Source organism: Sphaerisporangium dianthi, assembly GCF_042654065.1.
GTDB classification, from domain to species: Bacteria; Actinomycetota; Actinomycetes; order Streptosporangiales; family Streptosporangiaceae; genus Sphaerisporangium; species Sphaerisporangium dianthi.
Map to the genome: position 1 here is coordinate 221,836 of NZ_JBHSFP010000009.1, position 24,810 is coordinate 246,645.

General features: G+C 72.1%; 18 protein-coding genes and 1 riboswitch. Of the genes, 6 read left to right on the top strand and 12 right to left on the bottom strand.

Annotation, left to right across the window (positions count from 1 at the left end; translation table 11 throughout):
- Positions 1–110: 110 nt before the first annotated feature.
- A complete protein-coding gene (locus ACFO60_RS16315) occupies positions 111–1,415 on the bottom strand; it encodes a helix-turn-helix domain-containing protein (RefSeq protein ID WP_380841129.1) in 1,305 nt (434 codons plus the stop codon).
- Between the two features lie 210 nt (positions 1,416–1,625).
- Entirely contained in the window at positions 1,626–3,317 is a 1,692-nt protein-coding gene (locus tag ACFO60_RS16320; RefSeq protein ID WP_380841130.1) for a PucR family transcriptional regulator, read from the bottom strand.
- Between the two features lie 184 nt (positions 3,318–3,501).
- Here ACFO60_RS16320 and ACFO60_RS16325 point away from each other — a divergent pair, with 184 nt between their 5' ends.
- Positions 3,502–5,679, top strand: a complete 2,178-nt coding sequence (locus tag ACFO60_RS16325; protein ID WP_380841201.1) for a molybdopterin cofactor-binding domain-containing protein — start codon at positions 3,502–3,504, stop codon at positions 5,677–5,679.
- Between the two features lie 76 nt (positions 5,680–5,755).
- Here the strand turns inward: ACFO60_RS16325 and ACFO60_RS16330 are convergent, their stop codons facing one another.
- Positions 5,756–7,162, bottom strand: a complete 1,407-nt coding sequence (locus ACFO60_RS16330; protein WP_380841131.1) for an excalibur calcium-binding domain-containing protein — start codon at positions 7,160–7,162, stop codon at positions 5,756–5,758.
- Between the two features lie 466 nt (positions 7,163–7,628).
- Between ACFO60_RS16330 and ald the strand changes: the two genes are divergently transcribed.
- On the top strand, positions 7,629–8,744 hold the full coding sequence (ald, locus tag ACFO60_RS16335) for an alanine dehydrogenase (RefSeq protein WP_380841132.1): 1,116 nt from the start codon (positions 7,629–7,631) through the stop codon (positions 8,742–8,744).
- 132 nt (positions 8,745–8,876) lie between these two features.
- Here ald and ACFO60_RS16340 read toward each other — a convergent pair whose 3' ends face one another.
- Positions 8,877–9,599, bottom strand: coding sequence for a DUF3105 domain-containing protein (locus ACFO60_RS16340; protein ID WP_380841133.1), 723 nt, complete (start codon positions 9,597–9,599; stop codon positions 8,877–8,879).
- Positions 9,600–9,723: 124 nt separating this feature from the next.
- On the opposite strand from ACFO60_RS16340, the gene ACFO60_RS16345 reads away from it, so the two are divergent.
- Complete coding sequence (locus ACFO60_RS16345; RefSeq protein ID WP_380841134.1) at positions 9,724–10,359, top strand: DUF305 domain-containing protein; 636 nt, start codon at positions 9,724–9,726, stop codon at positions 10,357–10,359.
- 227 nt (positions 10,360–10,586) lie between these two features.
- On the opposite strand, the gene ACFO60_RS16350 is transcribed toward ACFO60_RS16345, so the two are convergent.
- From ACFO60_RS16350 to ACFO60_RS16360, 3 genes are read right to left on the bottom strand one after another with little or no spacing between them, the layout of a single operon-like run.
- The gene (locus ACFO60_RS16350; protein ID WP_380841135.1) at positions 10,587–11,651 is read right to left on the bottom strand and encodes a threonine aldolase family protein; all 1,065 of its coding nucleotides are present in this window, start codon (positions 11,649–11,651) and stop codon (positions 10,587–10,589) included.
- Positions 11,652–11,692: 41 nt separating this feature from the next.
- Entirely contained in the window at positions 11,693–12,373 is a 681-nt protein-coding gene (locus ACFO60_RS16355; protein ID WP_380841136.1) for an SDR family NAD(P)-dependent oxidoreductase, read from the bottom strand.
- Positions 12,370–14,430 (bottom strand): DUF6421 family protein, encoded by a 2,061-nt coding sequence (locus ACFO60_RS16360; protein ID WP_380841138.1) that lies wholly within the window; start codon positions 14,428–14,430, stop codon positions 12,370–12,372. Before ACFO60_RS16360 ends, ACFO60_RS16355 begins: the two co-directional genes overlap by 4 nt.
- Positions 14,431–14,844: 414 nt before the next feature.
- Between ACFO60_RS16360 and ACFO60_RS16365 the strand changes: the two genes are divergently transcribed.
- From ACFO60_RS16365 to ACFO60_RS16375, 3 genes are all read left to right on the top strand, one after another.
- On the top strand, positions 14,845–16,497 hold the full coding sequence (locus ACFO60_RS16365; RefSeq protein WP_380841139.1) for a chromosomal replication initiator protein DnaA: 1,653 nt from the start codon (positions 14,845–14,847) through the stop codon (positions 16,495–16,497).
- The gene (locus ACFO60_RS16370; RefSeq protein WP_380841140.1) at positions 16,494–18,218 is read left to right on the top strand and encodes a serine/threonine-protein kinase; all 1,725 of its coding nucleotides are present in this window, start codon (positions 16,494–16,496) and stop codon (positions 18,216–18,218) included. The genes ACFO60_RS16365 and ACFO60_RS16370 overlap by 4 nt, the downstream gene beginning before the upstream one ends.
- Positions 18,219–18,380: 162 nt before the next feature.
- Positions 18,381–19,124, top strand: a complete 744-nt coding sequence (locus ACFO60_RS16375; protein WP_380841141.1) for an SDR family NAD(P)-dependent oxidoreductase — start codon at positions 18,381–18,383, stop codon at positions 19,122–19,124.
- 28 nt (positions 19,125–19,152) lie between these two features.
- Here ACFO60_RS16375 and ACFO60_RS16380 read toward each other — a convergent pair whose 3' ends face one another.
- The 5 genes from ACFO60_RS16380 to ACFO60_RS16400 all read right to left on the bottom strand — a co-directional run bounded on the left by ACFO60_RS16380 (position 19,153) and on the right by ACFO60_RS16400 (position 24,382).
- Entirely contained in the window at positions 19,153–19,986 is an 834-nt protein-coding gene (locus ACFO60_RS16380) for an adenosylcobinamide amidohydrolase (protein WP_380841142.1), read from the bottom strand.
- Between the two features lie 62 nt (positions 19,987–20,048).
- Positions 20,049–20,978, bottom strand: coding sequence for an ABC transporter ATP-binding protein (locus ACFO60_RS16385; protein ID WP_380841143.1), 930 nt, complete (start codon positions 20,976–20,978; stop codon positions 20,049–20,051).
- Positions 20,975–21,979 (bottom strand): FecCD family ABC transporter permease, encoded by a 1,005-nt coding sequence (locus ACFO60_RS16390; protein WP_380841144.1) that lies wholly within the window; start codon positions 21,977–21,979, stop codon positions 20,975–20,977. The genes ACFO60_RS16385 and ACFO60_RS16390 overlap by 4 nt, the downstream gene beginning before the upstream one ends.
- 218 nt (positions 21,980–22,197) lie before the next feature.
- Positions 22,198–23,154, bottom strand: a complete 957-nt coding sequence (locus ACFO60_RS16395; protein WP_380841145.1) for an ABC transporter substrate-binding protein — start codon at positions 23,152–23,154, stop codon at positions 22,198–22,200.
- 72 nt (positions 23,155–23,226) lie between these two features.
- A riboswitch (cobalamin riboswitch) is annotated at positions 23,227–23,335 on the bottom strand.
- A 195-nt stretch (positions 23,336–23,530) separates the two neighbouring features.
- On the bottom strand, positions 23,531–24,382 hold the full coding sequence (locus tag ACFO60_RS16400) for a Gfo/Idh/MocA family protein (RefSeq protein ID WP_380841146.1): 852 nt from the start codon (positions 24,380–24,382) through the stop codon (positions 23,531–23,533).
- Between the last annotated feature and the right edge of the window lie 428 nt (positions 24,383–24,810).

Consider the following 24,810-nt stretch of genomic DNA (forward strand, 5'->3'; position numbering starts at 1 on the left):
GGACATGCCGGCGCCCCCGGACCGGGGCGGTCCGGGGGCGCTGAGACGGGTGCCGGGGACGGGTGGCGGGTCAGGCGTCGTCGCCGGGCGGAGCGGAGGCGGGCGACCTGTCAGAGGCCGACGCTGGTGAGAGCACGCTGGTAGGCGGCCACGCTGGCCTCACCGCCGTCGTCGAGCTGCTCCAGCATCGTGGCCGCGGCCAGCCAGCCCTCGGCGGCGCTCGGCGAGGCGGGGGCATGCTCGAGCGACTGTTCCACCGCCTCCAACTCGGCGACGGCCTCGGTCGTCTCGTGAACCTGCAGCAGGGCGCTGGCCAGCACCAGACGCGCGTCGGTGAGGAGCGCGGGGGCGCGGTCGCCGACCAGAAGGTCCTTGGCCTGGCGGCCGTACGCGACGGCCTTCTGGGCATTGCCGAGCAGCATCTCGGCCTTGGCCAGGTAGATGTACGCCCAGGCCATGGTGACCGCGCCCGCGGAGGACTCGGCCATCTCACGCTCGGCGCGCAGCAGCAGGTCGCGGCTGGTGACGGCCGCCTCCGGACGCGCCCGCAGCATCAGGATGGCGTACTCCCCGCGCAGCCGCACCAGGTTGCGCTGGTCTCCGGTCTCCGACTGCACGGCCAGGGCGCGCTCGACCAGGAAGAGCGCCTCGTCGCCGCGGCCGACCAGTTCGGCGACCTCGGCGGCGTTCCAGCAGGCGGCGACGGTCGCCCTGGGGGTGCCGAGCACCTCGGCGGCGGAGAGCAGTTCCGCGGCGAACTGCTGGGCCCGGAGCAGGTCCCACCGGATGATGTAGGCGGCGAGGAGGGTGGCGCCGAGCTCCACCAGTTCGTCGGTCCAGATCGGCCGAGTGGGGCCGAGCAGGATCTCCTCGGCGACCTGCACCGCCTCGCCGAGGTCGCCGTGCTCGCGGTAGCAGCGCGACAGGGCGAGCGCCAGGGCGATGGACTGATCGGCGGGCAGGCTGTCGCCGGCGGACTCGCGCAGGCGGAGAAGCACGTCGATGGCGTCACGGAGGTCGCCGCACGCCTCGCTGGCGAGGGCGTAGCCGAACTCGGCCTGCTGCATCAGCGAGCGCAGCCCGACGAGGCTGCCGTCCTCCAGCAACTCTGCGTAACGGCGCCGTGCCTCGGCGACCTCGCCGTTGTTGAGCGCCATGCTCGCATAGCCCAGACGCAGCTCAAGATCTTGCATCTGTTCGGCCGTGACGCCATTGATCAGGTACGTTAGGGAGCACTCGAGCTTGGCCGCGAGCAGTTCCAGAACGGCCGCCGTGGGCGTACGCTTTCCACTCTCGATCAGTGACACATAACTGTCCGAGAGTTCGGGATGTGCCAATTGCGCCTGGGAAAGACCCCGCTGGCGGCGGGTCGTTCTGATTCGCTGTCCAATAAGATCTTGACCGCTCACCGGCATCCCTTCAAGATGTAAGCCCCGACAATCCGCCACCGACAGGAGTCAACCATGCGACGCCGCCGCCTTGCGCTTATCGCTCTGACCGCGGCCTTCTCGGCCATCTTTAGTGTGTCGGGCAATGGTACGGCAATCACCGGAACCTCGGCTTCGGACAGTGCGCCGGCAGGCATTCTCTGCTGCTGAATTCCATTTGATCTTCCGAACCGCCCCTCAGCTCGCACGTAGTGCCAGAAAGAAATCCACCCTGTCTGGCATGGACCCGAGATCTCGCCCGGTGAGCTGCTCGACCCGCCGGATGCGGTAGCGCACCGTGTTCACGTGCACGTGCAGCCGCTCTGCGCACATGTTCCATGACCCCGCGCATTCAAGGAAGACGTCGAGCGTACGGACCAGCTCCGACCGGTGCCGCCGATCGTAAGCGAACAGCGGCACGAGGAGGCGGTCGGAGAAGGACCTGCGCACCTCGGCCGGCACCGTGGCGAGCAACAAGGCGTGCGTGTAGATCTCGTCACTGGTCACCACCCCTCCACCTCGCGCCTCGGCAAGGCGCCGTGCGTGACCGGCCTCCTCGGCACCACCCCGGATGCCCATGGCCCCGGTGAGCCAGGCGCTGACGCCGATGGTCACCTGCGCTCTCGGCATCCCGTCCGAGAGGGCCGTCACGCGTTCCCTCAACGCGTGTACCAATGTTTGCACATGTAAGTGCATTTGCCCATGCACTTGCGCCCGCACTTGCGGATGAATGTGCATCGATTTGGCAGCGGACCTGACTCCTGGCTCATGTTCGGGGTCGGACAGCACCTCCGAGCCCCGGTCCAGGGCCGCTTCCGCGTCCAGATCGGCCGTCGCGGACCGCCCGCCGGCCGCCATGATCCGCAGCGGCACGAGGGCGATGGCCCCGTCCGCCCCCCGGGCCGCGACGACCCGCCGGTCGAGCAGCTCCTCCAGCACCTGGCCGCCCAGTGTGGCGGGGTCGGGCCCGTCTGTGGCCCCGGGCCGGAGGACGGCCGCCGTCACCACCGCGTACGGCTCCTCCGGATCGATGCCGCACGTGCGCAGGCCGGCCGCCAGCTCCGGCTCGCTCCCCGATCCGGCGATGGCCAGCCCGATCAGCTCCTCGGCCAGCCGCCGCTCCACCCTGCGGCCCTCCTCGGTGCGGCCGCGCTGCAGGGCGACGCAGGCCGCGAGCTCGAACCCGGTGTCGGCGCGGTCGAGCAGGTCGGACCCGAGGACCAGCGCCCAGCCGGCCGCCCGGTGCGACCGGTCGACGGCGAACAGCGTGAACGGCCCCCGCGGAGTGCGCACCAGATGGGGCAGGCGCGGCGCCGACAGGTACTCGCGGGCGAGCAGGCCGGGAAGGTCGCCCTCCAGCCGTCCCGCGACGACCGCGCCGCTCGCCGAGACCACCGCGCCGGTGATCCCGAGCTCCTGGACGATCACCGCGAACAGCTCGTCCAGCCCGGTGCCCTCGGCGACGGCCGCGACGATGCGGCGGTGTCGGCCGAGCGCCCCCCGCAGGTCGGCGGCCCCGCCGATGCCCAGACGCACCTCGACGACCTCGGTCAGCGCGCGGAAGGACACCTCCTCGGGCACGTCCAGCAGGGGAAGGTCGTGTTCGCGGCACGCCTCGACCAGGTCGCCGGGCACGTGGCCGAGCAGCGCCCGCCCCGCGGCCAGGGCGGCCACCCCGGCTTTGGCCAGGGCTTCGACGAACCGCGCGGAGTCCCCCGGGCCGTGGCGCCAGGTCAACCCGGTGAGCACGAGCTCTCCCCCGGACAGGTAGCGTCCGGGTTCTGGCAGGTCGGTGATGTGCGCGCCGGTGAACCGCCGGTCCAGATGGCTCTGGTGCGACAGGAGGGTGAGGCGCAGGCCGTCCACCGCAATAAGATCACGTATACGCACTTATCAAGGCTAACCACTCGATTTGGATGAACCTCCAACTCATCGCCCGGCCGGGCCCCGGCGTTTCACGGCCGCGCCCATTGGAACCTCTGAACTGGGCTGATGTACTGCCGGTGTGACCCAGACCGCTCGCGGAAGCAACGTCGAGGAAGGCGTCGGCACCGGCGCCACCCGGCCGGACGGCATGCTGAAGGTGACCGGGGAGTTCGCCTACTCCTCCGACCTGTATCTGGCGGACATGCTGTGGGGCGCCACCCTGCGCAGCCCGCACCCCTCCGCGTGGATCCGCTCCGTCGACGTCGGCCCCGCCCTCGCGATGCCGGGCGTGCACGCCGTGCTCACCCACGAGGACGTCCCCGGCGAGCGGTTCTACGGCCTGGAGCACAAGGATCAGCCGGTGCTGGCCATCGACCAGGTGCGCTACCAGGGCGAACCGGTCGCCATCGTGGCCGCCGACCACCCGGAGACCGCGCGGCGGGCGGCGGCGGCCATCGTCGTCGCGTACGAGCCGCGCGAGGCCGTCACCGACGCGCGCCGCGCGCTGTTCGACCCCGCCTGCCCGCATGTCCTGCCCGGCGGCAACGTGGTCCGCCACCAGCCGGTGCGGGTGGGGAGCATCCCGCCGTCGGCGGACGTCGTGGTCACCGGCGAGTACGAGGTCGGGATGCAGGACCAGGCGTTCCTCGGTCCAGAGTCGGGCATGGCCGTCCCCGCCGAGGACGGCGGCGTCGACCTGTTCGTCGCCACGCAGTGGCTGCACGCCGACCAGGGCCAGATCGCCCCCTGCCTCGCCCTCCCCAAGGACAAGGTGCGGCTGACGCTGGCGGGGGTCGGCGGCGCGTTCGGCGCCCGCGAGGACCTGTCCATGCAGATCCACGCGAGCATGCTCGCCCTGCGCACCGGCAGGCCTGTGAAGATCGTCTATGGCCGTGAGGAGTCGTTCTTCGGCCACGTCCACCGGCATCCCGCGCGCATGCGGTACGAGCACGGCGCCACCCGCGAAGGCAAGCTCGTCTACGTCAAGGCCGAGATCGTGCTGGACGGCGGGGCGTACTGCTCGTCCTCCCTCGCCGTCGTCGGCAACGCGGCCTCGCTCGGCGTCGGGCCGTACGAGGTGCCCAACATCGCGATCGACGCCTACGGCGCGTACACCAACAACCCGCCCTGCGGGGCGATGCGCGGCTTCGGCGCGGTCCAGGCGTGTTACGCCTACGAGTCGCAGATGGACCGGCTCGCCGAGGCGTGCGGGCTCGGCCCGGTGGAGATCCGCCTGCGCAACGCCGTCTCGCAGGGGTCGCGGCTGGCGACCGGCCAGGTGATCGACTCCCCGGCTCCGCTCGCCGACATGCTGCGCGAGCTGGCCGCCATGCCGCTGCCGGGCGCGCCGGGCTCATACGACCTGCGGTCGCTGCCGGGCGGGGTCGCCCAGACGACGCACGGCGAGGGTGTGCGCCGCGGAGTCGGATACGGCGTCGGCATCAAGAACATCTGCTTCTCCGAGGGGTTCGACGACTACTCGACGGCCCGCGTCAGGGTCGAGCTGCTCGGCGACGAGCCGCACGTCCTCGTCCGCACCGCCGCCGCCGAGGTCGGGCAGGGCCTGGTCACCCTGCAGGCGCAGATCGCCCGCACCGAGCTGGCGGAGTTCGGCATCCGGCGGGTGACCGTCGCCCCGGCCGACACCTCGGTCGGATCGGCCGGCTCCAGCTCGGCGTCCCGGCAGTCGTACGTGACCGGCGGCGCGGTCAAGACCGCGTGCGAGGCCGTGCGCGAGCGCCTCGCCGCGCTGCGCGCGGAGCGCCCCGATCTCGCGCTTGCGGAGCTGCTGCGCGAGCACGGGCCGGTCGAGGAGACCCGGGAGTACCGCCACCTGCCGACCTATCCGATGGACCCGGTCACCGGGCAGGGCGACTCCCACACCCAGCTCGCGCTGTGCGTGCACCGAGCCGTCGTGGACGTGGACGTGGACCTCGGCCTGGTCAAGGTCGTCGAGCTGGCCGCCGTGCAGGACGTCGGGAAGATCCTGAATCCGCCCGCGCTCGAAGGGCAGATCCACGGGGGCTCCGCGCAGGGGCTGGGGCTGGCCCTCATGGAGGAGATCCAGGTCCGCGACGGCCGCGTGCTCAACCCGTCGTTCACCGACTACCTGATCCCCACGATCCTCGACATGCCGCCCATGAAGCTGTCGATCATGGAGAACGCCGATCCGGCGGCGCCGTACGGCCTGCGCGGCGCCGGCGAGCCGCCCACCCTGTCGTCGACCCCGGCCATCGCCGCCGCCGTCCGCGCCGCCACCGGCCTCACCCTCCCCCGCGTCCCCATCAGACCCCAGGACATAGCACTCGCCCCATCCACCCCCTGACCGTCCCGTTCCGCCGAGGCGGGGACGGGAGGGGCCGCGCCGCCGGCCGGCGGTCAGAGGCCTCTCGCGAGGCGGGTCAGGTGATGTCGCCGCGTTCGCAGGCCACGCCGTCGTGGTCGCCGTCGACGTACCAGTCGTACTCGGGGTGGACCCCCTTGGTGTACGGCCCGTAGTTGGCGGCGTGGGCCTGCTTGCAGCTCGAGAAGCGCGGGTCGGGAGTGCGCCGGGGGTCGCGTGCGGACACGCCGGTCGCGGAGGCGCTGGGAACGCCGGCGCCCTGACCTGCCGATGAGGTGCGGGGCGCGGCTCCGGGGGTGTGCGTCGCGGCAGCCTGAGTGGGCGTCGCGGCGGCCTGGGTGGGCGTCGTGGCCGGCGGGACGAGGGGCATGGAGCCCGGCTGCGAGGCGGGGGCGCTGGGCACACCCGCCGGAGCTCCCGCGGTGGGCGGGCAGTCGGCCGAGCCGCCGGGCGCTCCGGTGTTCGGGCCGCCGATCGTCCCGCCGGTGCCGGGGTTCACCGTGGCGCCGCCTGTGCCCGTGCCGCCCGTCGTGCCCGTCCCGGGATCGCCGGTCGTGCCCGTTCCGGGGTTGCCGGTGGTGCCGGTGCCGGGATCGGCCGTGGCGCCGGGGGGCGGGGTGGAGGGGCAGGCGCCGGCAGGAGCGGTGGCGGACGCGGACGGAATGGGGCCCCCGGTGCCGAGCAGGCGGGACACGAGCGCCTCCGCGATCTCCTTGGACAGGCCCGCGATGCTGAGGCTGTCCTCGGTCATGGGCTGGGCCACCCGGGGAGCCGTGACGACCTTGTCGTCCACCACGACGGCGAGCTGCTGGTTGATCGTGTCCTCGATGAGCGCGGCCAGCTTGCCGCGGCTGTCGGGCGCCGTCACGATGCGCACGGAGTAGGTGCCGTCCTGGTCGGGCACGGTCGCGACCTTGACCACCGACGTGACGGTGACACCCCGGGCGACCTGGTAACACGTCGTCCCGGCGTCGTCGAGCACGGCCTCGGCGCCCGGGCACGGAGCGGCGCGCACCCCCGTCACGGGGGCGAAGTGGATCGGGGTGGCGAGCCGGCGAGGAGGATCGGCGCCGAGCGGCAGGTTGGGCTCGCGGGTCATCAGCACGGCGATCGTGCCGAGGACGCCGGTGACGACGACCGCCACGAACAGCCCGGCGATCAGCGCGATGGTCGTGCCGCGCCCGGCCCGCGGGGGGCCCGGCGGCGGACCGCCGGGGGCGGGCGGCGGTTCCGCGCCAGGGGGAGCGCCCCCCGAGCCCGGCGGCGGATCGCCCTCGCCCGCGGGCGGAACGTCCTCCGGCGAGATCGCCCGCGTGAGAGGCGGCTGCTCCGGTTCGTCCATCGCGTGCCGGGAGTCGTCCATGATCAGGAACGGTTCTCCGGGGTCGGCCGGAGGTGGATCGGCGAGACCGGGCAGCACGCCGGCCGGATCACCATGATCGCCGGCCGCCGGACGGTTGCGCATCCTCACCCCTTTGACATCACCCCGCTCTCAAGGACGAGGCGTCCGCCCTTGATGGTCGGTGACCGACATCGCTCGGCCGAGCCTATCGAGGCTCGCGCGTACGAGCTAACCGCAGGATGAGCGTCCAAGGAGAGGGCCCTAGGCTGAAGATAACCTGACAATTCGCCCAGATGTCTGGATCGGTCCCGATCCGGGCGTCCGGGGCCCCGGCGGCGGGATCATGGCCGGCCGGCGGCGGGCAGGCGGGCCCGGGTGAGCCGAAGGCGCTCCCGGGCAGTGCTTTCCCGATCAGATGACACGCGAGCCGGTCGCGGCGCACCGGCGCCACAGGGGCCGGTCGGCGAGGCGGCCGGCGCGATCAGGCGAAGCCCCCCACGACAGTCGGACGCGGAACGAGGAAGCCGGTCACGGAAGACCAACGGATGACGAGAGGGCGATCCGCCGCCCCGGGTCGAAGGAGGATCTCATGAAGGTCGGAATACCCCGAGAGGTGAAAGACCATGAGCACCGTGTCGCCCTCACCCCGGCGGGGGCCAACGAACTGACCCGCCACGGCCACCAGGTGTTCGTCGAGAGAGGCGCGGGCGCCGGCTCCTCGATCCCCGACGAGGACTTCCAGGCGGCGGGCGCGGAGATCCTCGGCTCGGCGGAGGAGATCTGGCAGGAGGGCGACATGATCCTCAAGGTCAAGGAGCCCATCGCCTCGGAATACCCCCTCATGCGCCAGGGCCAGGTCCTGTTCACCTACCTCCACCTGGCGGCGTCCAGGAAGCTCACGCTGGCGATGGTGGAGGCGGGGGTCACCGGCATCGCCTACGAGACCGTGCAGACGGCGAACGGCGCGCTACCCCTGCTCGCGCCCATGTCGGAGGTCGCGGGACGCCTGGCGCCGCAGGTCGGCGCCTACCACCTGATGCGGCAGGGCGGCGGGAGGGGCGTGCTCATGGGCGGCGTCCCGGGGGTCTATCCCGCCAAGGTGGTGGTGCTGGGCGCGGGGGTGACCGGCATCAACGCCGCCACGATCGCGCTCGGGATGCAGGCCGAGGTCCTGCTTCTGGACAAGAACATCGACCGGCTCCGCCAGATCGACACCATCTACCGGGGGCATCTGCAGACGGTCGCCTCCAACACCTACGAGATCGAGCGCGCCGTCCTTGGCGCCGATCTGGTGATCGGCGCGGTACTGATCCCGGGAGCCAAGGCGCCCAAGCTGGTGACCAACGAGATGGTGGCGCGGATGAAGGAGGGGTCGGTGCTGGTGGACATCTCGATCGACCAGGGCGGGGCGTTCGAGGACTCCCGGCCGACCACCCACGCGCATCCGACCTACCGGGTGCACGACTCGGTGTTCTACTGCGTGGCCAACATGCCGGGGGCGGTGCCGCACACCTCGACGTACGCGCTGACCAACGTCACCCTCCCGTACGCCCTGGCGATCGCCGACAAGGGCTGGCGCGAGGCGCTGCGGGACGATCCCGCGCTGGCTCTGGGGCTCAACGCCCATGCGGGCATCCTCACCAGCCGGCCGGTCGGCGAGGCCCACGCGATGGAGGCGGTGGACCCTGACGGCGTCCTGCAATGACCACCTCGCCCGGAGCGGGCGCGGCGCCGCTCCGGGCAGGCCGGGAGACGAGGCGTTCCGCCGCTCCAGGCCGGAGGACGAGGGGTTCCGCCGCCCCGGGCCGGCCGGGGCGGCGCGCACCGCGCGGGGCGGTCAGGAGCTGGGCGTGGCGCTCGGCTCCGGGGCGGTCGAGCCGCTCGGGGTCGGGGCCGCCGAGCTGCTCGGCGCGGGGGAAGGCTGCGTCGTGGGAAGCGGGTTGTCCGCGGCGAGCGCGGAGGTGCTGCCCTCTCCGGTGCAGGTGGCGCCGTACTCCGGGGTGCTGCTCGGGTTCTGCTTGTACTTGGTGATATACCTCGGCAGGCGGGGGTCGTCGGCGCCCTTGAGCGAAAGCTGGTGGTTCCAGGAGCTGACGACGACCGGCGCCGACAGGCCCGGGTAAGGGCTGAGCAGGATGTAGTCGGAGGTGACGAGCGCCTTCAGCTTCTCCACGTCCGCCTTGGGCAGGTCGGGGCGGTAGGTGATCCAGACCGAGCCGTGCTCCATGGAGTGCACGCCGTTCTCGGGGTTGATCGGCGCGTCGTAGGGCCCGCACTGCTGCCACTGGGGGTTGTGCTCGCCGCCGACCGGCGGGTTCTCCTTGTAGTTCACCTTGATCGCTGTGTGCTGGGAGGCCTTGTAGGCGTAGGTCTTGACACCGTCCAGCGAGCTCGCCGCGTTCTCCCTGATGACATAGAAGCCGACCAGGCCGACGACGAGGACGATGACGAAGGCCCCGACACCCCACATGAGCATCGCCGCACGCCGTTCCTTGCGCTTCTGCGCGGCGCGCAGCTGGGCGAGATGCTCTCGCCGTGCCTGCGTCCTCTCCTTGCCCATCGTGTTTCCTCCAACGGCTGTTCAGGACGTGTGTGGTCAAGCTGCCGATACTTATGTGGAGGATAGTGGGTAGGTAATAACGTTTGCGTTCAACGTCCAGGACGATCACTATTCTTGGCTGGCCATGGTCAACTCACGCTTCCGTTCGGTCCTCATCACGCTGATCTCGTGCGTGGTGACGGCCGTCGTCATGTTCCTGGTCTTCGGACGCTCCGCGCCTCCAGGAGACGCCTCTCCCGAGGCCGGCTTCGCCCGTGACATGGCGGTTCACCACGCCCAGGCGGTCGAGATGAGCTTCGCCGTACGGGACGACAGCACGGATTCCCGCATCCGGGGCCTGTCGTACGACATCATCACGACGCAGACGGCCCAGCGTGGAATTTTCATGGGATGGCTGCAGCAGTGGGGCCTGGACCAGGCGGGCTCCCGGCCGGTGATGGCGTGGATGGCGGGCCACGGCGAGCACGGCGGCTCGGCCGCCGCCACGCCGGCGGGCACGGGCGGCGCCGCGGCGATGCCGGGCATGGCGACGGCCGACGAGATGAAGCGCCTGCAGTCCGCCGAGGGCAAGGACGCGGAGGTCCTGTTCCTCCAGCTCATGATCCGCCACCACCGGGGCGGGGTGGAGATGGCCAAGGCGGTGCTCAAGCTGTCCAACCGCGACGAGGTTCGCGCGATGGCGCAGAACATCGTCGACACCCAGAACGGCGAGATCGCCTACATGACCGAACTCCTCACCGCCCGCGACGCCAAACCCTGACCCCCCTCACACCCGCCCCGAGCGAAGCGAGGCAAAGCAAGCAGCTCGGGGCGCGGCGGTGTCGTGAGGAGGAGAGAGCGAGTGCGAGGGACGAGCGCTCGTGAACGACGACGAACGGCGCCGCCTCAAGGGCGCCCCGAGCCCGCCGAGCGAAGCGAGGCAAAGCAAACGCTGCTCGGGGCGCGACGAACGGCGCCGCCTCAAAGGCGCCCCGAGCGGAGCGAGGCCTAGGACACAGCCGCCAACTCTTCGGCGATGGCCGCGGCGAAGGCGTCGACGTCGGCCTCGGTGGTGTCGAAGGCGGTCATCCAGCGAACCTCGCCGGTGGCCTCGTTCCAGGTGTAGAAGCGGAACCGCTTGCGCACGCGGTCGGCCACCTCGCGGGGCAGGACGGCGAAGACGGCGTTGGCCTCGACCGCCCTGGTCACGGTGACGCCGGGGATGCCGCCTACGGCCGCGGCCAGGCGCGCGGCCATGGCGTTGGCGTTGCGCGCGTTGCGCAGCCACAGATCGCCGGCGAGCAGCGCCTCGAACTGGGCCGACACGAACCGCATCTTGGAGGCGAGCTGCATCGAGCTCTTGCGCAGGTAGATGAGCCCGCGAACGGCGTCGGGGTTCAGCACGACGATGGCCTCGCCGAACATGAGCCCGCTCTTGGTGCCGCCGAACGACAGCACGTCCACGCCGGCGTCCGTGGTGAGCGCGCGCAGTGGCACGTCCAGCGCCGCCGCGGCGTTGATCAGGCGTGATCCGTCCAGGTGCAGCAGCAACCCGAGTTCGCGGCAGTGCGCCGAGATCGCGGAGATCTGCTCGGGGGTGTAGACGGTGCCGAGCTCGGTGCTGTCGCTGATCGTCACGACCTTGGGCTGGGCGTGGTGCTCGTCACCGAAGCCCCACGCCTGGCGGTCGACCAGCTCAGGGGTGAGCTTGCCGTCGGGCGTGGGCACGGTCAGCAGCTTGAGCCCGGCCATCTGCTCGGGCGCGCCGCCTTCGTCGGTGTTGACGTGGGCGCTCTCGGCGCAGATGACGGCCTCCCAGGGCGCGGTCATCGCCCGGAGCCCGACGACGTTGGCTCCGGTGCCGTTGAACACCGGCCATGCCTGGGCGTCGGGCCCGAAGTGCCGCTGGAAGATCTCCTGGAGCGCCTCGGTGTAGACGTCCTCGCCGTAGGCGATCTGGTGGCCGCCGTTGGCGAGGGCGATCGCCTGGAGGACCTCCGGGTGGACGCCCGCGTAGTTGTCGCTCGCGAACGTCTTGATCTCGGGATCGTGGCGCCGCCGTGCCTGCGTCATGAGTTCGTGCCCCCGTGTGTGGTGCTGGTGGTGTTCCGCGGTCACGCCGTCAGGTCCAGCCGGACGCCGTTGACCTCACCCGCCGGCCGGTCCCACAGCGCGGCGACGGCGACGGCCAGGTCGTTCACGTCGGTGAAACCGGGGAATCGCCTGTCGGGGCTCGCGGCGCGCATGCCGTCGTCGACCAGGGCCTTGATCACCAGGATCGTGGCGGCGCTGCCGGTGTCGCGCAGCGAGTCGGCGAGGGCGAGGGTCCACGCCTCGGCGGCCGCCTTGGCCGCCGCGTAGGCGGCGTTGCCCTGGGTGGGCGCCTGGGCGGCCTTGGCCGACACGATGGCGAACCGCCCGTCCTCGCTGGCGCGCAGCAACGGCTCGAAGGCCAGCGAGACGTTCTGCAGGGTGCGGATCAGCTGCTCGTGGAGGACGTCCCAGTCGGCGAGATCGGTGTCGGCGAAGGTCTTTCCCCCCCGCCAGCCGCCGACGAGGTGGACTACCCCGTCGACCCGGCCGTGCTCGCGCCGGATGTCGTCCGCCACCGCGCGCACCGCCTCGCGGTCGGCGAGGTCGACCGCGAGGACCCCGCCGGACGCGTGCCTGCCCAGGCCGATGACGGTGTCGCCGCGCGAGGCGAGCCGCGCCGTGACCGCCCGGCCGGTGGGCCCGCCGGCCCCGGCGACGACCACGACCCTGTTCGTCGTCCCGCTCTCGTCGCTGCGGCTCACGCTCGGATTCCCTTCGTCGCCTCGATGACTCCGGAAAGCTTACGGCGCAGGGCCTCGTAGAACATGCTCAGGGGGAACTCGTCGGGCAGCACCGCGTCGACCACGGCCTTCGGGAACCCCTCGACCGGCAGGGCGTCGGCGCCGCGGTTCCACACCGACGCCGGGTGCGGGGCGACGTAGGTGGCGACGAGCTGGTGCGCGGCGAGCCAGTGCGCCAGCTTCGAGCGGTCGATGCCGTCGCGGTAGAGCTTCTCAACCTGACCACGCAGGTCGGCGACGCCGTCGGCGACCCGGTCCCAGTCGATGGAGAGCCGGTTGTCCGTCCAGCGGACGACGTCGTTGCGGTGCAGGTAGGCGAACAGCAGCTGGCCGCCGAGTCCGTCGTAGTTGCGCACCCGCTCACCGGTGATCGGGAAGCGGAACAGCCGGTCGAACAGGATCGCGTACTGCACGTACCGGGCGTGCGGCACGCCGCGCTTCTCCAGTTCGACCGCCTCGCCGAACGCGGTCAGGTCGCAGCGCAGCTCCTCCAGCGAGTACAGCCAGTAAGGCATGCGCTGCTTGATCATGAACGGGTCGAAGGGCAGGTCGCCGTGGCTGTGGGTCCGGTCGTGCACGAGGTCCCACAGCACGAAGGTGTCCTGGGCGAGCTCCTGGCTGGCGAGGAGGCGGGCCGCGTCCGGCGGGAGGGCGAGCTTGAGGGTGTCCGCGGCGGCGCGGCTGACGCCGCGGAACCGGGCGGCCTCGCGGTCGCAGAAGATGGCGCCCCAGGTGAACCGCGGCGGGGTCTCGCGGACGGCGACCGTCTCGGGGAACAGCACCGCGCTGTTGGTGTCGTAGCCGGCGGTGAAGTCGACGAAGGCGATCGGCACGAACATGGGGTTGTCGTACTGCTCGCGCTCGAGCTCGGCGAGCCAGCCGGGCCACACGGTGCGGATCCAGACGGCCTCGAGGTTGCGGCCGGGGTTGCCGTTCTGGGTGTACATCGGGAAGACGACCAGGTGCTCCAGCCCGTCGACCCGCTGGGTGTCGGGGTGGAAGGCGTTCAGCGAGTCGAGGAAGTCCGGCACGCCGAACCCTCCCGCCTGCCACGCGCGCAGGTCGGCGACGACGGCGGCGAGGTAGTCCCGGTCGTGGGGGAAGCGCGGCGCGAGCTTCTCGACGCCGGCGACGACGCGGTCGACGACGGGCGAGGCGGCCCCGGTGTCGGCCACCGAGCCGTCCTTGGCGGTGAGGGGGCGCAGCTCTTCGACGGCGGCCTTCAGCGCGGCGAAGTCCGCGTCGGCCGCGTGCGCGCCGGCGGCGCCCACCGGGACGCGGGCGGCCCAGGTGACGACGTTGCCCCACAGGCGGGTGTGCCGCAGGTCGCCGATGGAGTCGTCGCCGAACAGGTCGGAGTCGGCGAAGACGACCACCCGTCCCTCGCCGTGCCGCAGGGCCACGGCGAGGGCGCGCCCGGCCGGGTCGGCCGAGGCGGAGGTCTGGAACAGCACGCTCGCACCGTCGGGCGGGGTCAGCACGCCCGCCCGGTAGAAGCACGCCTCGCGGGCGCCGGCCGTCAGGTCCTCCCCCGCTCCGGGCGCGGGGGTGCCGAGGACCCAGGTGGCCACGCCGTTGTAGGAGTTGCCCGGGTCCAGGACGGTGGTGTGCTCGACGCCGACGCCGAACCTGGCCAGCAGTTCGGCGAGGTTGTTGCCGTACTTCTCCTGCTCGCACTCGGCGAGCACGATGAGGCCGCCGCCCGCGGAGACGTACCGCTCGATGGCGTCGATCTCCTCGGCGGGGAAGGCGGGGCTGCCGAGGCCGGTGGTGCGCTCCCAGCGGTCCGCGGAGGGGTGGGCGACGACGAAGACGTCGTGGGCGTTCAGCACGTCCGGGGTGATCGGGCCCTCGGTGTGCGCGGTGACGGTGTGGCCGAGGCGGCGCAGGACCTGCGCGGCGCGGGCGTAGCTGTTGTCGTCGGGGTGCGCCGGGTTGATCGCCTCGGCGACCTCGCGGCGGATCGTCCAGGACTCGCTGTGCGCCTCGTCGAACAACACCCGCGGAAAGGCCCTCATGCCGCTCCACCCCTTCGCCAGTTAAATATCTTCCGTTTATGTCCGCTTATGTACGGAAAATATACACGCACGACCCCCATCAACGGGAAACCATCACGGCCTGCCCCCGCGGCGGCAGGGGTCTCGCCCCGAGGCGCGGGCCGGTTCCGCCGGGAGCGGACGGAAGGGCGCTCACCGCGAGGACGCCGCCCAAGCCGTCTCCAAGTGACCCGCTAGCCCGGCCGAGATCGGCAACGGCTGTCGCAGATCGTTCAACAGGCGATTGCAAGTCCGTGACGGCGGCCGAAGGAGCCTTGTACGAGGCAGCCCGCGCTGAGAACCTGGACTCAACCGGTCCCGGAACAGGAGGCGGAGATGCCCCGCCTGCACCACCTCGTCGCGGGGCTAAGCGCCCTCGGATCACTCATTCTCCCCATGCATCCCCATCCCACCGGCTCCACCGACCGTGTGACCCCTGGAACGGTCCGGGTGGAGGCGAAGGCGCACATCACCATCAACCTGCTGGACGACCGGGGGGTCATCCAGCAGGTCGTCCGCGAGTACGACACGCCGGTGGGCACCGGCAGCGGGTTCAACGTCTCGCCCGACGGTGTCGTGATCACCGCCACCGGCGTCGTGCAGCCCCGCAGGGATCCGGCCATCTACGCCGCCAACCGGGTGTTCGCCGAGTACTTCAAGGTCAAGATCCCGGCCGACTTCTCGCGGCACAAGCTGAAGAATCCCGAGCTCAACGCCCGCCTGCAGGCGTGTTACCCACCGCACCGCGAGAACTCCAACTGCATCGCCACCTCCGCGCCCAAGATCACGGTGTTCCCCTACGCCGACCCGCCCGTGCCCGAGGGGTACCCCGCCGAGCTGCTGCGCACCGGCAACTCGCCCGGGTCTCCCGCGGTGCTCAAGCTGACCAAGGGCGGCGAGGACGGCACGCTGCCGACGGTGCCGCTGGGGACGACGCTGGGCAGCGGCATCGAGTCGGTGGACACCATCGGCCTGCCGGCCCGGCCGAGCGCCAAGGCCCCGCCGAAGATCCAGACGGCGCACCTCGACCCGCCCGGCGGGCGCACGTTCAAGCCCGCCGAGCGAGCCAAGCTGGGGACGTTCCTGCGCGATGACGGCGACGGAGGAGCCGTGATCGACGACGGCAAGAGCGAGGTCATCGGCCTGATCACCGGCAGCGGCGACGCGGCGACGCTCACGCCGGTGGACGACATCAGGGCCGCGCTGGTGGCCGCCGACGTGACCGCCCGGCGGGGCCCGGTCGACGTGGTCTACGAGACCGCGCTCGCGCCGTACCACAACAAGTTCTACGCCAACGCGATCCCCGTCCTGGAGCAGGTGCTGCGGCTGCGTCCCGATCACGCGGTGGCGCAGGACCATCTGCGCCTCGCCCGGGCCGGCCGCGCCGGCACGCCGTCGACGGGGCCGGCCAAGAGCCCGGCGTCCGTCGCCGTCAAGGCCGCCGGCTCACCGCTGCTGCTGCCGGTGTCCATCGGCATCGTGGCCGTCGCCGCCGCGGCCGCCGTGGCGGTGCCGCTGCTGGTGCGGCGGCGACGCCGGCGCGCGGACGCCGCGGCCTCCGGCATGCCCGAGTCGTTCCCCGCGTTCTCCGGCGCGCCGGCGGACCCCGCGGGCTCCGCGAGTTCGCCGGGCTCGTTCGGACCGGTGGGTGCGGGAGGCCGCTCCGGGCCTCCCAGCCGGCCGCCGCAGGGCACCCAGACGATGGAGCCCCCGAACCTGGCCGACGGGTCCCTCCCTCCGTATCTCCGGTCGCCGGTCCACGGGCCCGGCACGGGACCGTCGGCGACGCCCGTCTCCGCACCCGGCGCCACGGGCGGCGTCTCCACGCGCCCCGCCGGCGACCCCGACGTCCAAGTCCCGCGCAGGCCCGCGCCCGGCCCGGCGTCCGCCGGAGTCCCGGCCCCGAACGGCCCCGCGGATGCGAACGGCGGCCTCCCCGGCGCGGCCGCGCCCGGCGGCGGGCAGGTGCTGTTCTGCACGCAGTGCGGCATGCGCCTCGGCAGGGCGCACCGCTTCTGCGGCTTCTGCGGGAACCCGGTGGACCAATGAGCGAGCAGGGTTTCTCGATGCCGCCGCTGATCGGCGCCCAGGTGGCCGACTACCTCGTCGAGGCGGTCGTCGGGCGCGGCGGCATGGCCACGGTCTACCGGGCGCGCGACCGCCGCCTCGGCCGCGCGGTCGCGCTCAAGGTGCTGGCCCCGCAACTGTCGGCGGACCAGCGGTTCCGCGACCGGTTCGTGCGCGAGTCGCGCCTGGTCGCGGCGGTCGACCACCCCAACATCATCCCGATCTACGAGGCCGGGGAAGCCGACGATCTGCTGTTCATCGCGATGCGGTACGTCGACGGCGCCGACCTGCGCAAACTCATCCAGGGCAGCGGACCGCTGCCGGTGGCACGCGCCTACCGCCTGTTCTCCCAGATCGCCTCGGCGCTGGACGCCGCCCACCAGAACGGCCTGGTGCACCGCGACGTCAAGCCGGCCAACATCCTGGTCTCCGAGGGGACCGACCGCGACCCCGAGCACGTCTACCTGACCGACTTCGGGCTGACCAAGAGCACCTTCTCCGAGGCGGGGCTGACCAGCCACGGCCACTTCATGGGCACCCCGCGCTACGTGGCGCCCGAGCAGATCCGCGGGCTGCCCGTGGACGGCCGCAGCGACCTTTACGCGTTCGCCTGCGTCGTGTACGAGGCGCTCAGCGGGCTGCCTCCGTTCCAGCGGGACACCGAACTGGCCCTGCTCTACGCGCACGTCTCGCACGACCCGCCGCCGCTGACCCCGTACCGGCCGGACCTGCCCCACTCGGTCAACCAGGTGATGAACCGCGCCCTGGCCAAGTCCCCCGCCGAGCGGTACGTCACCTGCCGCCAGTTCGTCGCCGCCCTGCGGGACGCGATCAGCTCCGACGACCAGCCCACCGGCGTGCAGCAGGCGGGTTCGTCGCGGCACGGCTCCCCCGGCGGCGGCGCCGTCGCCTTGCCGTCGTATCCGCAGCACGCCGACGCCCTGGAGACCGCGGAGCCGACCGCTTCCGTGCGGTCGTTCGCCACGCCGCAGCAGGCGCCCGCCGACCACGCTTCGCTCGGGCCGGTCACCAGGCCGGGCTCGGCCGGCGGCGCGCGGCCGGCGGCACCCGCCCGCCGCCGGCGGCGCCTGCGGATGGGCGCGCTCATCGGCGCGGGCGCGGTCCTGGTCTCGGTCGCGGTCGCCGCCGCCCTGCTGCTCAGCCAGACGACGGCCCCGGTGGGCGCCAAGCGCTACCCCGGCAGCACGGCGGTGCCGATGTCCTTCGAGTACCCCGGCGGGTGGGAGGCGCGCACGCACGCCGACGAGTACGCGGTCGTCTCCCCGGCGGCGGCGGACTTCGACACGCTGTTCTCCGTGCCCATCGCCTCGGACTGGGCGGCGGTCAACACCCTGCTCAGCACCCACCCCGAGCGGGCGATGGGCCTGTTCGCCGAGGTCAACGACACCATCACCACCTCCGACCCGTCCGAGAGCCTCAAGCGCAGCCTCAGCTTCGTGCTGCCGGGTCCCGCAGACTTCGCCTCGGCGCTCACCACGGACACGGTGGCGGGGAAACCGGCCTTCCGGCTGACCGGCGTGGTGAACGACCCCACCCAGCAGGGGCGCCTCGACCTGATCGTCTACATCGTCGGCCGCGGCCAGGGCCGGCCGGCCGGTCTGCTGGTCTTCTTCTGCGCCCCCGGCAGATGCGACCAGCCCGTGATCGACCGCATCCTCGCCGGCCTCACCTTCACCTCCTAGCCCCGCCGGTCACGGAAGCGACGTCATCCCGGGCCGTCCGATGCGGCGGGTCGGTGGATCAGGGGCGCAACGCTCGCACTCTGGGCGACGGCCAGGCGGAGCCGAACGCGACGTCCGATCACCGCCAGACCTTCCGCACCGATGTCGGCCAGGCTTCTCATCATGAACAACGCACTTGACGGCAAGGTGGCCCTGGTCACCGGAGGTGGTCGCGGCATCGGCGCCGCCGTGGCGCTGCGCCTGGCCCAAGATGGCGCCGATGTGGCGCTGACATTCCAGCGGAACCAGCAGCGCGCCGATGACGTGGTCGAGCAGATCAAGCGGGCGGGACGGCGGGCGATCGCCATCCGAGCGGACAGCGCCGACCCTGCGGCGTTGACCGCCGTGGTGGACCGGGTCGCCGGTGAGCTGGGCCGGCTGGACATCCTGGTCAACAACGCCGGCGCGTTCCTTCTCGGACCGCTGGAGCAGCTGAGCCTGGAGGAGTTCGAACAGACCATCGCGGTCAACGTCCGGGCGCCGTTCGTCGCCTCACAGGCCGCGATCTCCCATATGCCGGCCGGTGGCCGCATCATCAACATCGGCAGCAACGTGGCCGAGCGGACGGTGTTCCCCGGCTTCTCGCTGTACGCGATGAGCAAGACCGCGCTGATCGGCCTGACCAAGGCACTGGGACGCGAACTGGGCCCGAGAGCGATCACCGTGAACCTGGTCAACCCAGGTGCCACCGACACCGAGCTGAACCCGGCGGACGGCCCCAACGCCGGCACCGTCAACGGGTTCACCGCACTCGGCCACTACGCGGCGCCGGCCGACGTGGCCGCGGCCGTGGCGTTCCTCGCCGGCGCGGACGGGCGGTACATCACCGGGGCGACGGTCAACGTCGACGGCGGCTTCACCATATGACCGCCGCCCCGAAGGAGTGCCGCCCCACCTAACAGTGGTGGGCGTCGGCCCAGGTGGTCGCGCCGGTGAGGACGCACTGGTGGACGGCTCTGGCGATGCGGGCGCCCCAGGTGGATCTCGGGCCGCCGAACGGCTCCTCCGAGCCGTCCGTCCGGGCCGCGACGCACACGGCGTCCGAGGCGGTGCCCGTGCAGGCGTACCCCGCCTCGGCCAGCGCCTGGGCCTTGGCCTCGGTCACCGTCATCACGGCGTTCACCAGGGCGGCGTCGCTCATCGCCACCGGGACGGCCACGATGATGTTGATCGTCCCGGGCGGCGGGAAGGCTGGCCGCGGAACGAGACCGTCAACAGGCCGCGGCTCGGCGGACCCGACCGACCCAGCGGACCCAGCGGACCCGGCGGGCTCGCCGAGTTCGGCGATCTCACTGGTCTCACCGATCTCACGGAGTTCACGGAACTCGGGGACTTCGCGGAACTCGGGGACTTCGCGGAGCTCGCGGAGCTCGCGGAGCTCGCGGAGCTCGGGGTCGGGGACTCCTTCGGGGGAGGCGGCCCAGGTGGGCACGCGCAGGCCCACGGTGGCCACCGCGTCCACTCCCCCGTCACGCGCCTGGGTGTACCGGTCGACGGACGCCGCCGTCAGCATGCCGACTCCCCGTCCGCGCGGCGCCAGTTCGAGCAGGTGCTCGACCGGGTCCATCCGCGAGTAGGCGCCCACGACCTGGGCGTTCAGCACCCATTCGACCGGGCCGATGCCGCCGCCCAGCATGGCGGAGGAGATCGCCCGCCAGCCGGGACCGAGCTCCCACAGCAGCGAGGCGAGACGGGCGCCGTCCTCGTGCCGATGGCTCAGGGACAGCATGCGATCTCCTCACGACAGGTCCCGGAAGCGTACCGACCGCCCGGATGCGACGCGTCGTCCGCTCAGGACGAGGGCGGGGACGCGGGCCGGGACGCGGAGGCGGACGGGGACGGGGAACTCGACGCGGATGCGGACGTGGACGCGGGTTCGGACGCGGACGCGGGTTCGGACGCGGACGCGGGTTCGGACGCGGACGCGGGTTCGGACGCGGGTGGGGTGCCCGGGCGGACGAGGTTCACCAGGGGGCGGCCGTCCTCTCCCTTGCCGACGCGGACGTGGGCGCCGAAGGTGCCGGCGAGCAACGGCTCGGTGAGCACCTGCGTGACCGGCCCGGAGGCGACGGCCCGGCCGCCGGCGATCAGCAGGACCGTGTCGGCGTACTGCCCTGCCACGCTCAGGTCGTGGACGGTCGTCACGATCGTCAGCCCGTCGGCCAGGCGCAGCCGGTCGACCAGTTCCAGCACCTGCTGCTGATGGCCGAGGTCGAGCGCGGTCGTCGGCTCGTCGAGCAGCAGCACGGACGCCTGCTGGACGAGCGCCCGCGCGAGCACGACGCGCTGGCGCTCGCCGCCGGAGAGGTGGGCGATCGGCCTTCGCGCGAGCGCGGTCAGGTCGAGGCGTTCCAGCACCGACTCGGTGACCTCGCGGTCGGATCGGCCGTCCCGGCCCAGGTAGGAGATGTAGGGCGTGCGTCCCAGCAGGGCGTAGTCCATCACGGTCAGGCCCGCGGGCAGCAAGGGGTTCTGCGGGGCGTAGGCCATCAGCCGCGCCCGCTGCCGCGGCTTGAGCGCGCGCGCGGGCCGCCCGTCCACCAGCACCTCGCCCCGTGCCTCGAGCAGGCCCATCATGGCGCGCAGGAGGGTGGTCTTCCCCGCGCCGTTCGGCCCGATCACCGCCAGCCACTCACCGGCGCGGGCCGACAGCCCGACGTCCGACAGCACCGGCCGCCCGCCCAGCGACACCGACAGCCCGTTCACCTCGACCGAGCTCATGCCTCCACCGTCCTGGTGGCGCGCAGGACCGCGACGAAGAAGGGGGCGCCGATGAAGGCGGTGACCACTCCGATCGGCAGTTCCGCCGGGGCGAGCGCGGTGCGGGCGACCAGGTCGGCCAGCACCAGGAACGCCGCCCCCGCCAGCAGCGAGATCGGCAGCACCACCCGGTACGACCCGCCCGCGAGGCGCCGCACGGCGTGCGGGACGACGATGCCGACGAACCCGATGAGCCCGCTGACCGCCACCGCGGACGCCGTGGCCAGCGACGCGGCGCACAGGACCACGAGCCGGACGCGGGCGGCGTTCACCCCGAGGCTCGTCGCCTCGTCGTCCCCGACCGACAGCACGTCGAGCAGCCGGCCGTGCGCGATCAGGACGGCCGCCGACACCACGGCGTAGGGGGCGATGAGCCACACCTGCGACCAGTCGCCGCCGATGCCGCCGAGGATCCACGAGTAGATCCGCTGGAGCTGCTCAACCTTGAGCTGCTGCACGAACGCCTGCAGCGCGGACAGGAAGGAGGCCACCGCCACCCCGGCGAGGACCAGGGTCGCGGTGCCGCCGCCCCGGGCGGCGGTGTTGCCGAGCGCGTACGCCAGCAGCACGCCGCCGATCGCCCCGCCGAAGGCGGCGAGCGGCACGAGCCCGTCGGCCTGGACCAGGACGATCATCAGGGTGGCGGTGAACCCGGCGCCCGCGGCGGCGCCGAGCAGGTACGGGTCGGCCAGCGGGTTGCGGAACACGCCCTGGTATCCGGCGCCCGCCATCGCGAGCAGCCCGCCGACGACCGCCGCCAGCACGACGCGCGGCATCCTGAGCTGCAGGAGCAGCCCGCGCTCGATCGGGGACAGCCCGGAGTCGACCGAGACGAACGGCACCAGGTCGAGCAGCTCGAGGACGACGCCCCTGAGCGGGAGCCGCGCCGCGCCGATCATCAAGCCGGCCAGCACGCATACGGCGAGCAGCACCAGCGCGACGACCGGCACCAGCGGTCGCATCCGGGCCACGGACGAGTTCTCGCCCGTGGCCCATGACTCTCCGGTCGCCGGAGGAACGGCGGCCGGTCCGGTGCCCGCGACCGGTACGGGACCGGAAACCGGTCCACCGGAGACCGTATCGGGGCCGGAGGCGGGGTCAGGGTCGGGTGAGGGGGGCATGGCGGGTTCCGGTCGGGTGCCGGTCATCGTTCTCGCAGGTGTTTCGGGGCCGGACCGGATCAGCCGGCGGCCTTCTTGACCGCCTCGTCGATGGCCTTGGCCAGGTCGACGACGCGCGGACCCCAGCGCGAGGCGATGTCGTCGTCGATCGGGAACACCTGGTCCTTCTTGATCGCCGACAGGCCGCCCCAGCCCGGCCGCTTGGCCAGGGTCTCCTTGGACTGGCCGCAGCACTTGGTGTCGGCGAGGAAGATCAGGTCGGGGTCGGCCTTGGCCACGAACTCGGTGGAGAGCTTGGGGTAGCCCCCGGCCGCGTCCGGCGCCTCGTCGGCGATGTTGGTCAGCCCGAACATCGCGTAGATCTGGCCGATGAAGGTGGAGGAGGTCACCGAGTACGGCGTGTTGTCCAGCTCGTGGAAGTAGCTGAGCTTGGCGTCCTTGGGCGCGGAGGCGGCGAACTGCTCGATCTGCCGCTTCATGTCCGCCGTGACCTGGTCGGCCTTGTCCTTGTTGCCGGTGGCGGCCCCGAGGTCGGCGATCTCGTCGTAGCTCTCCTCCAGCTTCGTCGCGGCCGGTTCCAGCAGGACGGGGATGCCGACCTTGGCGAGGGCGGCCACCACGCCGCCGGTGTCGTTGGCGAGCACGACCAGGTCGGGCTTCTTGGCGATGATCGCCTCGGCGTTCGGCTTGAAGCCGGACAGATCGGTCTTGGGGGCGTCCGCAGGGTAGGTGGACTGGTCGTCGACCGCGATGACCTGCGGTCCCGCGCCGATGGCGAACAGGCTCTCTGTCGCGGTGGGCGAGAGCGACACGATCTGAGTGGGCTTGGCGGGGACGGTGACCGCGCCGTTGCCGGCCTGGACGGTGACCGGGAAGGCGGCGGCCTGCGAAGAGGCGGCGGTGGTGGCAGGGGTGGCAGGCGGTGCGTCGGCGGTGGTGCTGCCGGACTGGCCGCATGCGGCCAGTGTCAGCGCACCCAGCAACGCGCCCGCCAAGGCCGTGCGTACGGGCCTCACGAGGGGTTCCTCCTGTTGCTAGGAAATCGAGAGACCCGCGAAGTGACGGATCACCCTTTTCCACGAGGGTTGATGGCGTCGGCGCGGTGGGCAGGCGACCTGGCTCGACCGAGAGGTCTCACAGTTGCGGGACAGCGCCGGAATCACACCGGACTTCGCTGCGCACCGGGCGTCAGGGGAACGGTATCAACCCGCGCCGGGGACGGGCACGACGGGTCGAAGGTCCACTTCGACAGTGTACGGCCGGGCGGTCTCCTTACCGCGCTCGCCGGCGACGGCGACTCCAAGGGCAGGCGCCGGCTCCAGGGCAGGAGCCGGCCTCAGGGGCAGGTGCCGCCCTCAGGGGGCAGGCGCCGACGGCGGCGGCCCGCGTGGATCAGCGGAGCTGTGCCTCGACGGCGGCGATGATCTCCTGGAGGCGCAGCCCGTGGCGGGCGTCCAGGGGATGGCCGCCACCGCGGCGCACGGTGTGGGCGAACTCGGCGACCATGTCGGGGAAGACGTCGTAGCCGAGGTCGCCGCCGTCGAGGGTCTCGGTGCCCTGGCGGCCGAACACCGCGACGTGCGAGGAGCCGTGCTCGACCCGGGCCGCCATGGAGAGCGACGCCTCGCTGACCGCGCCGCTCTGGTGCTCGAGCAGCAGGCCGACCCACCCCAGGGTGTCGCCGTGGGCCCGCACGCCGGTGACCGGCCCCAGGGAGGCGTCGAGCATGTCGATCATGTGCGGGCCGACGTCCAGGATGGCTCCCCGCTCCTGCCGCCACGGGGAATCGATGGTGTACAGGGCTCCTGAAACGTTCATCGCGTATCCGCCGAAAGGCTCGATGGCGCGCACCCGTTCGAGGAAGGACTTGGTGGTGGCGGAGTAGCGGAACGTGAGCACCATCTGGGAGGCCACGCCGGCCTCCCCCACGGCGTCGGCCAGGCGCCTGGCGCCGTCGAGGTCGGCGGCGAGGGGCTTCTCGAGGAGCAGCGCCTTGCCCGCCTTCGCGGCGAGAACGCCCAGCTCGGCCTGGACGGCGGGCGGCACGCAGAAGGCGACGGCCTCGCAGACGTCGAACAGTTCCTCGAGGCGTTCGTACACCGGGACGCCGAGCCTGGCGGCGGCCCTCGGCCTGCGGGCCCAGACGCCGGTCAGCCGCGTGTACGGCCCCGCGGCAAGGGTGGGCGCGTGGACGGCCTCCGCCCACGGCCCGGCTCCGATCAGGCCCACCGATACTGGCTCCACGACGCTCAGCTCCCCGACGTATCCGATCAATCGCCGCGAGACTAGCTCAGACGGGGCGCACTATGCGGCGCCTTTCCCTGACGCGTGCCTGCTCGTGCGCTCGGCGCCGGCGTTCTCGCTCCCAGGACCCGGGCCGCTCCCTGGGGCTTTTCCGGGTATTCGGACGCACGCCGCCCGACGTTCCTCGAACAAAAAATCGAAATACCCCTTGAACGGAAAGCTTGCTCGAGTCAGATGATCGTGATAATTCATTGCTAATGGTCCCCTTGTCGACAAGAGTGCTCTTTGCTGCATTCACCACTCTTGACGCACTTGGCGTTCGAAACAGGTGCAGCGAGGCAGGAAAGCCCCGCACGTCACGGTGCGCTGTTCCAGGGTGGTGAAAGGTGGAGAGCGCGATGCCGGTCGATGTCGCCGCCGGACGAGTA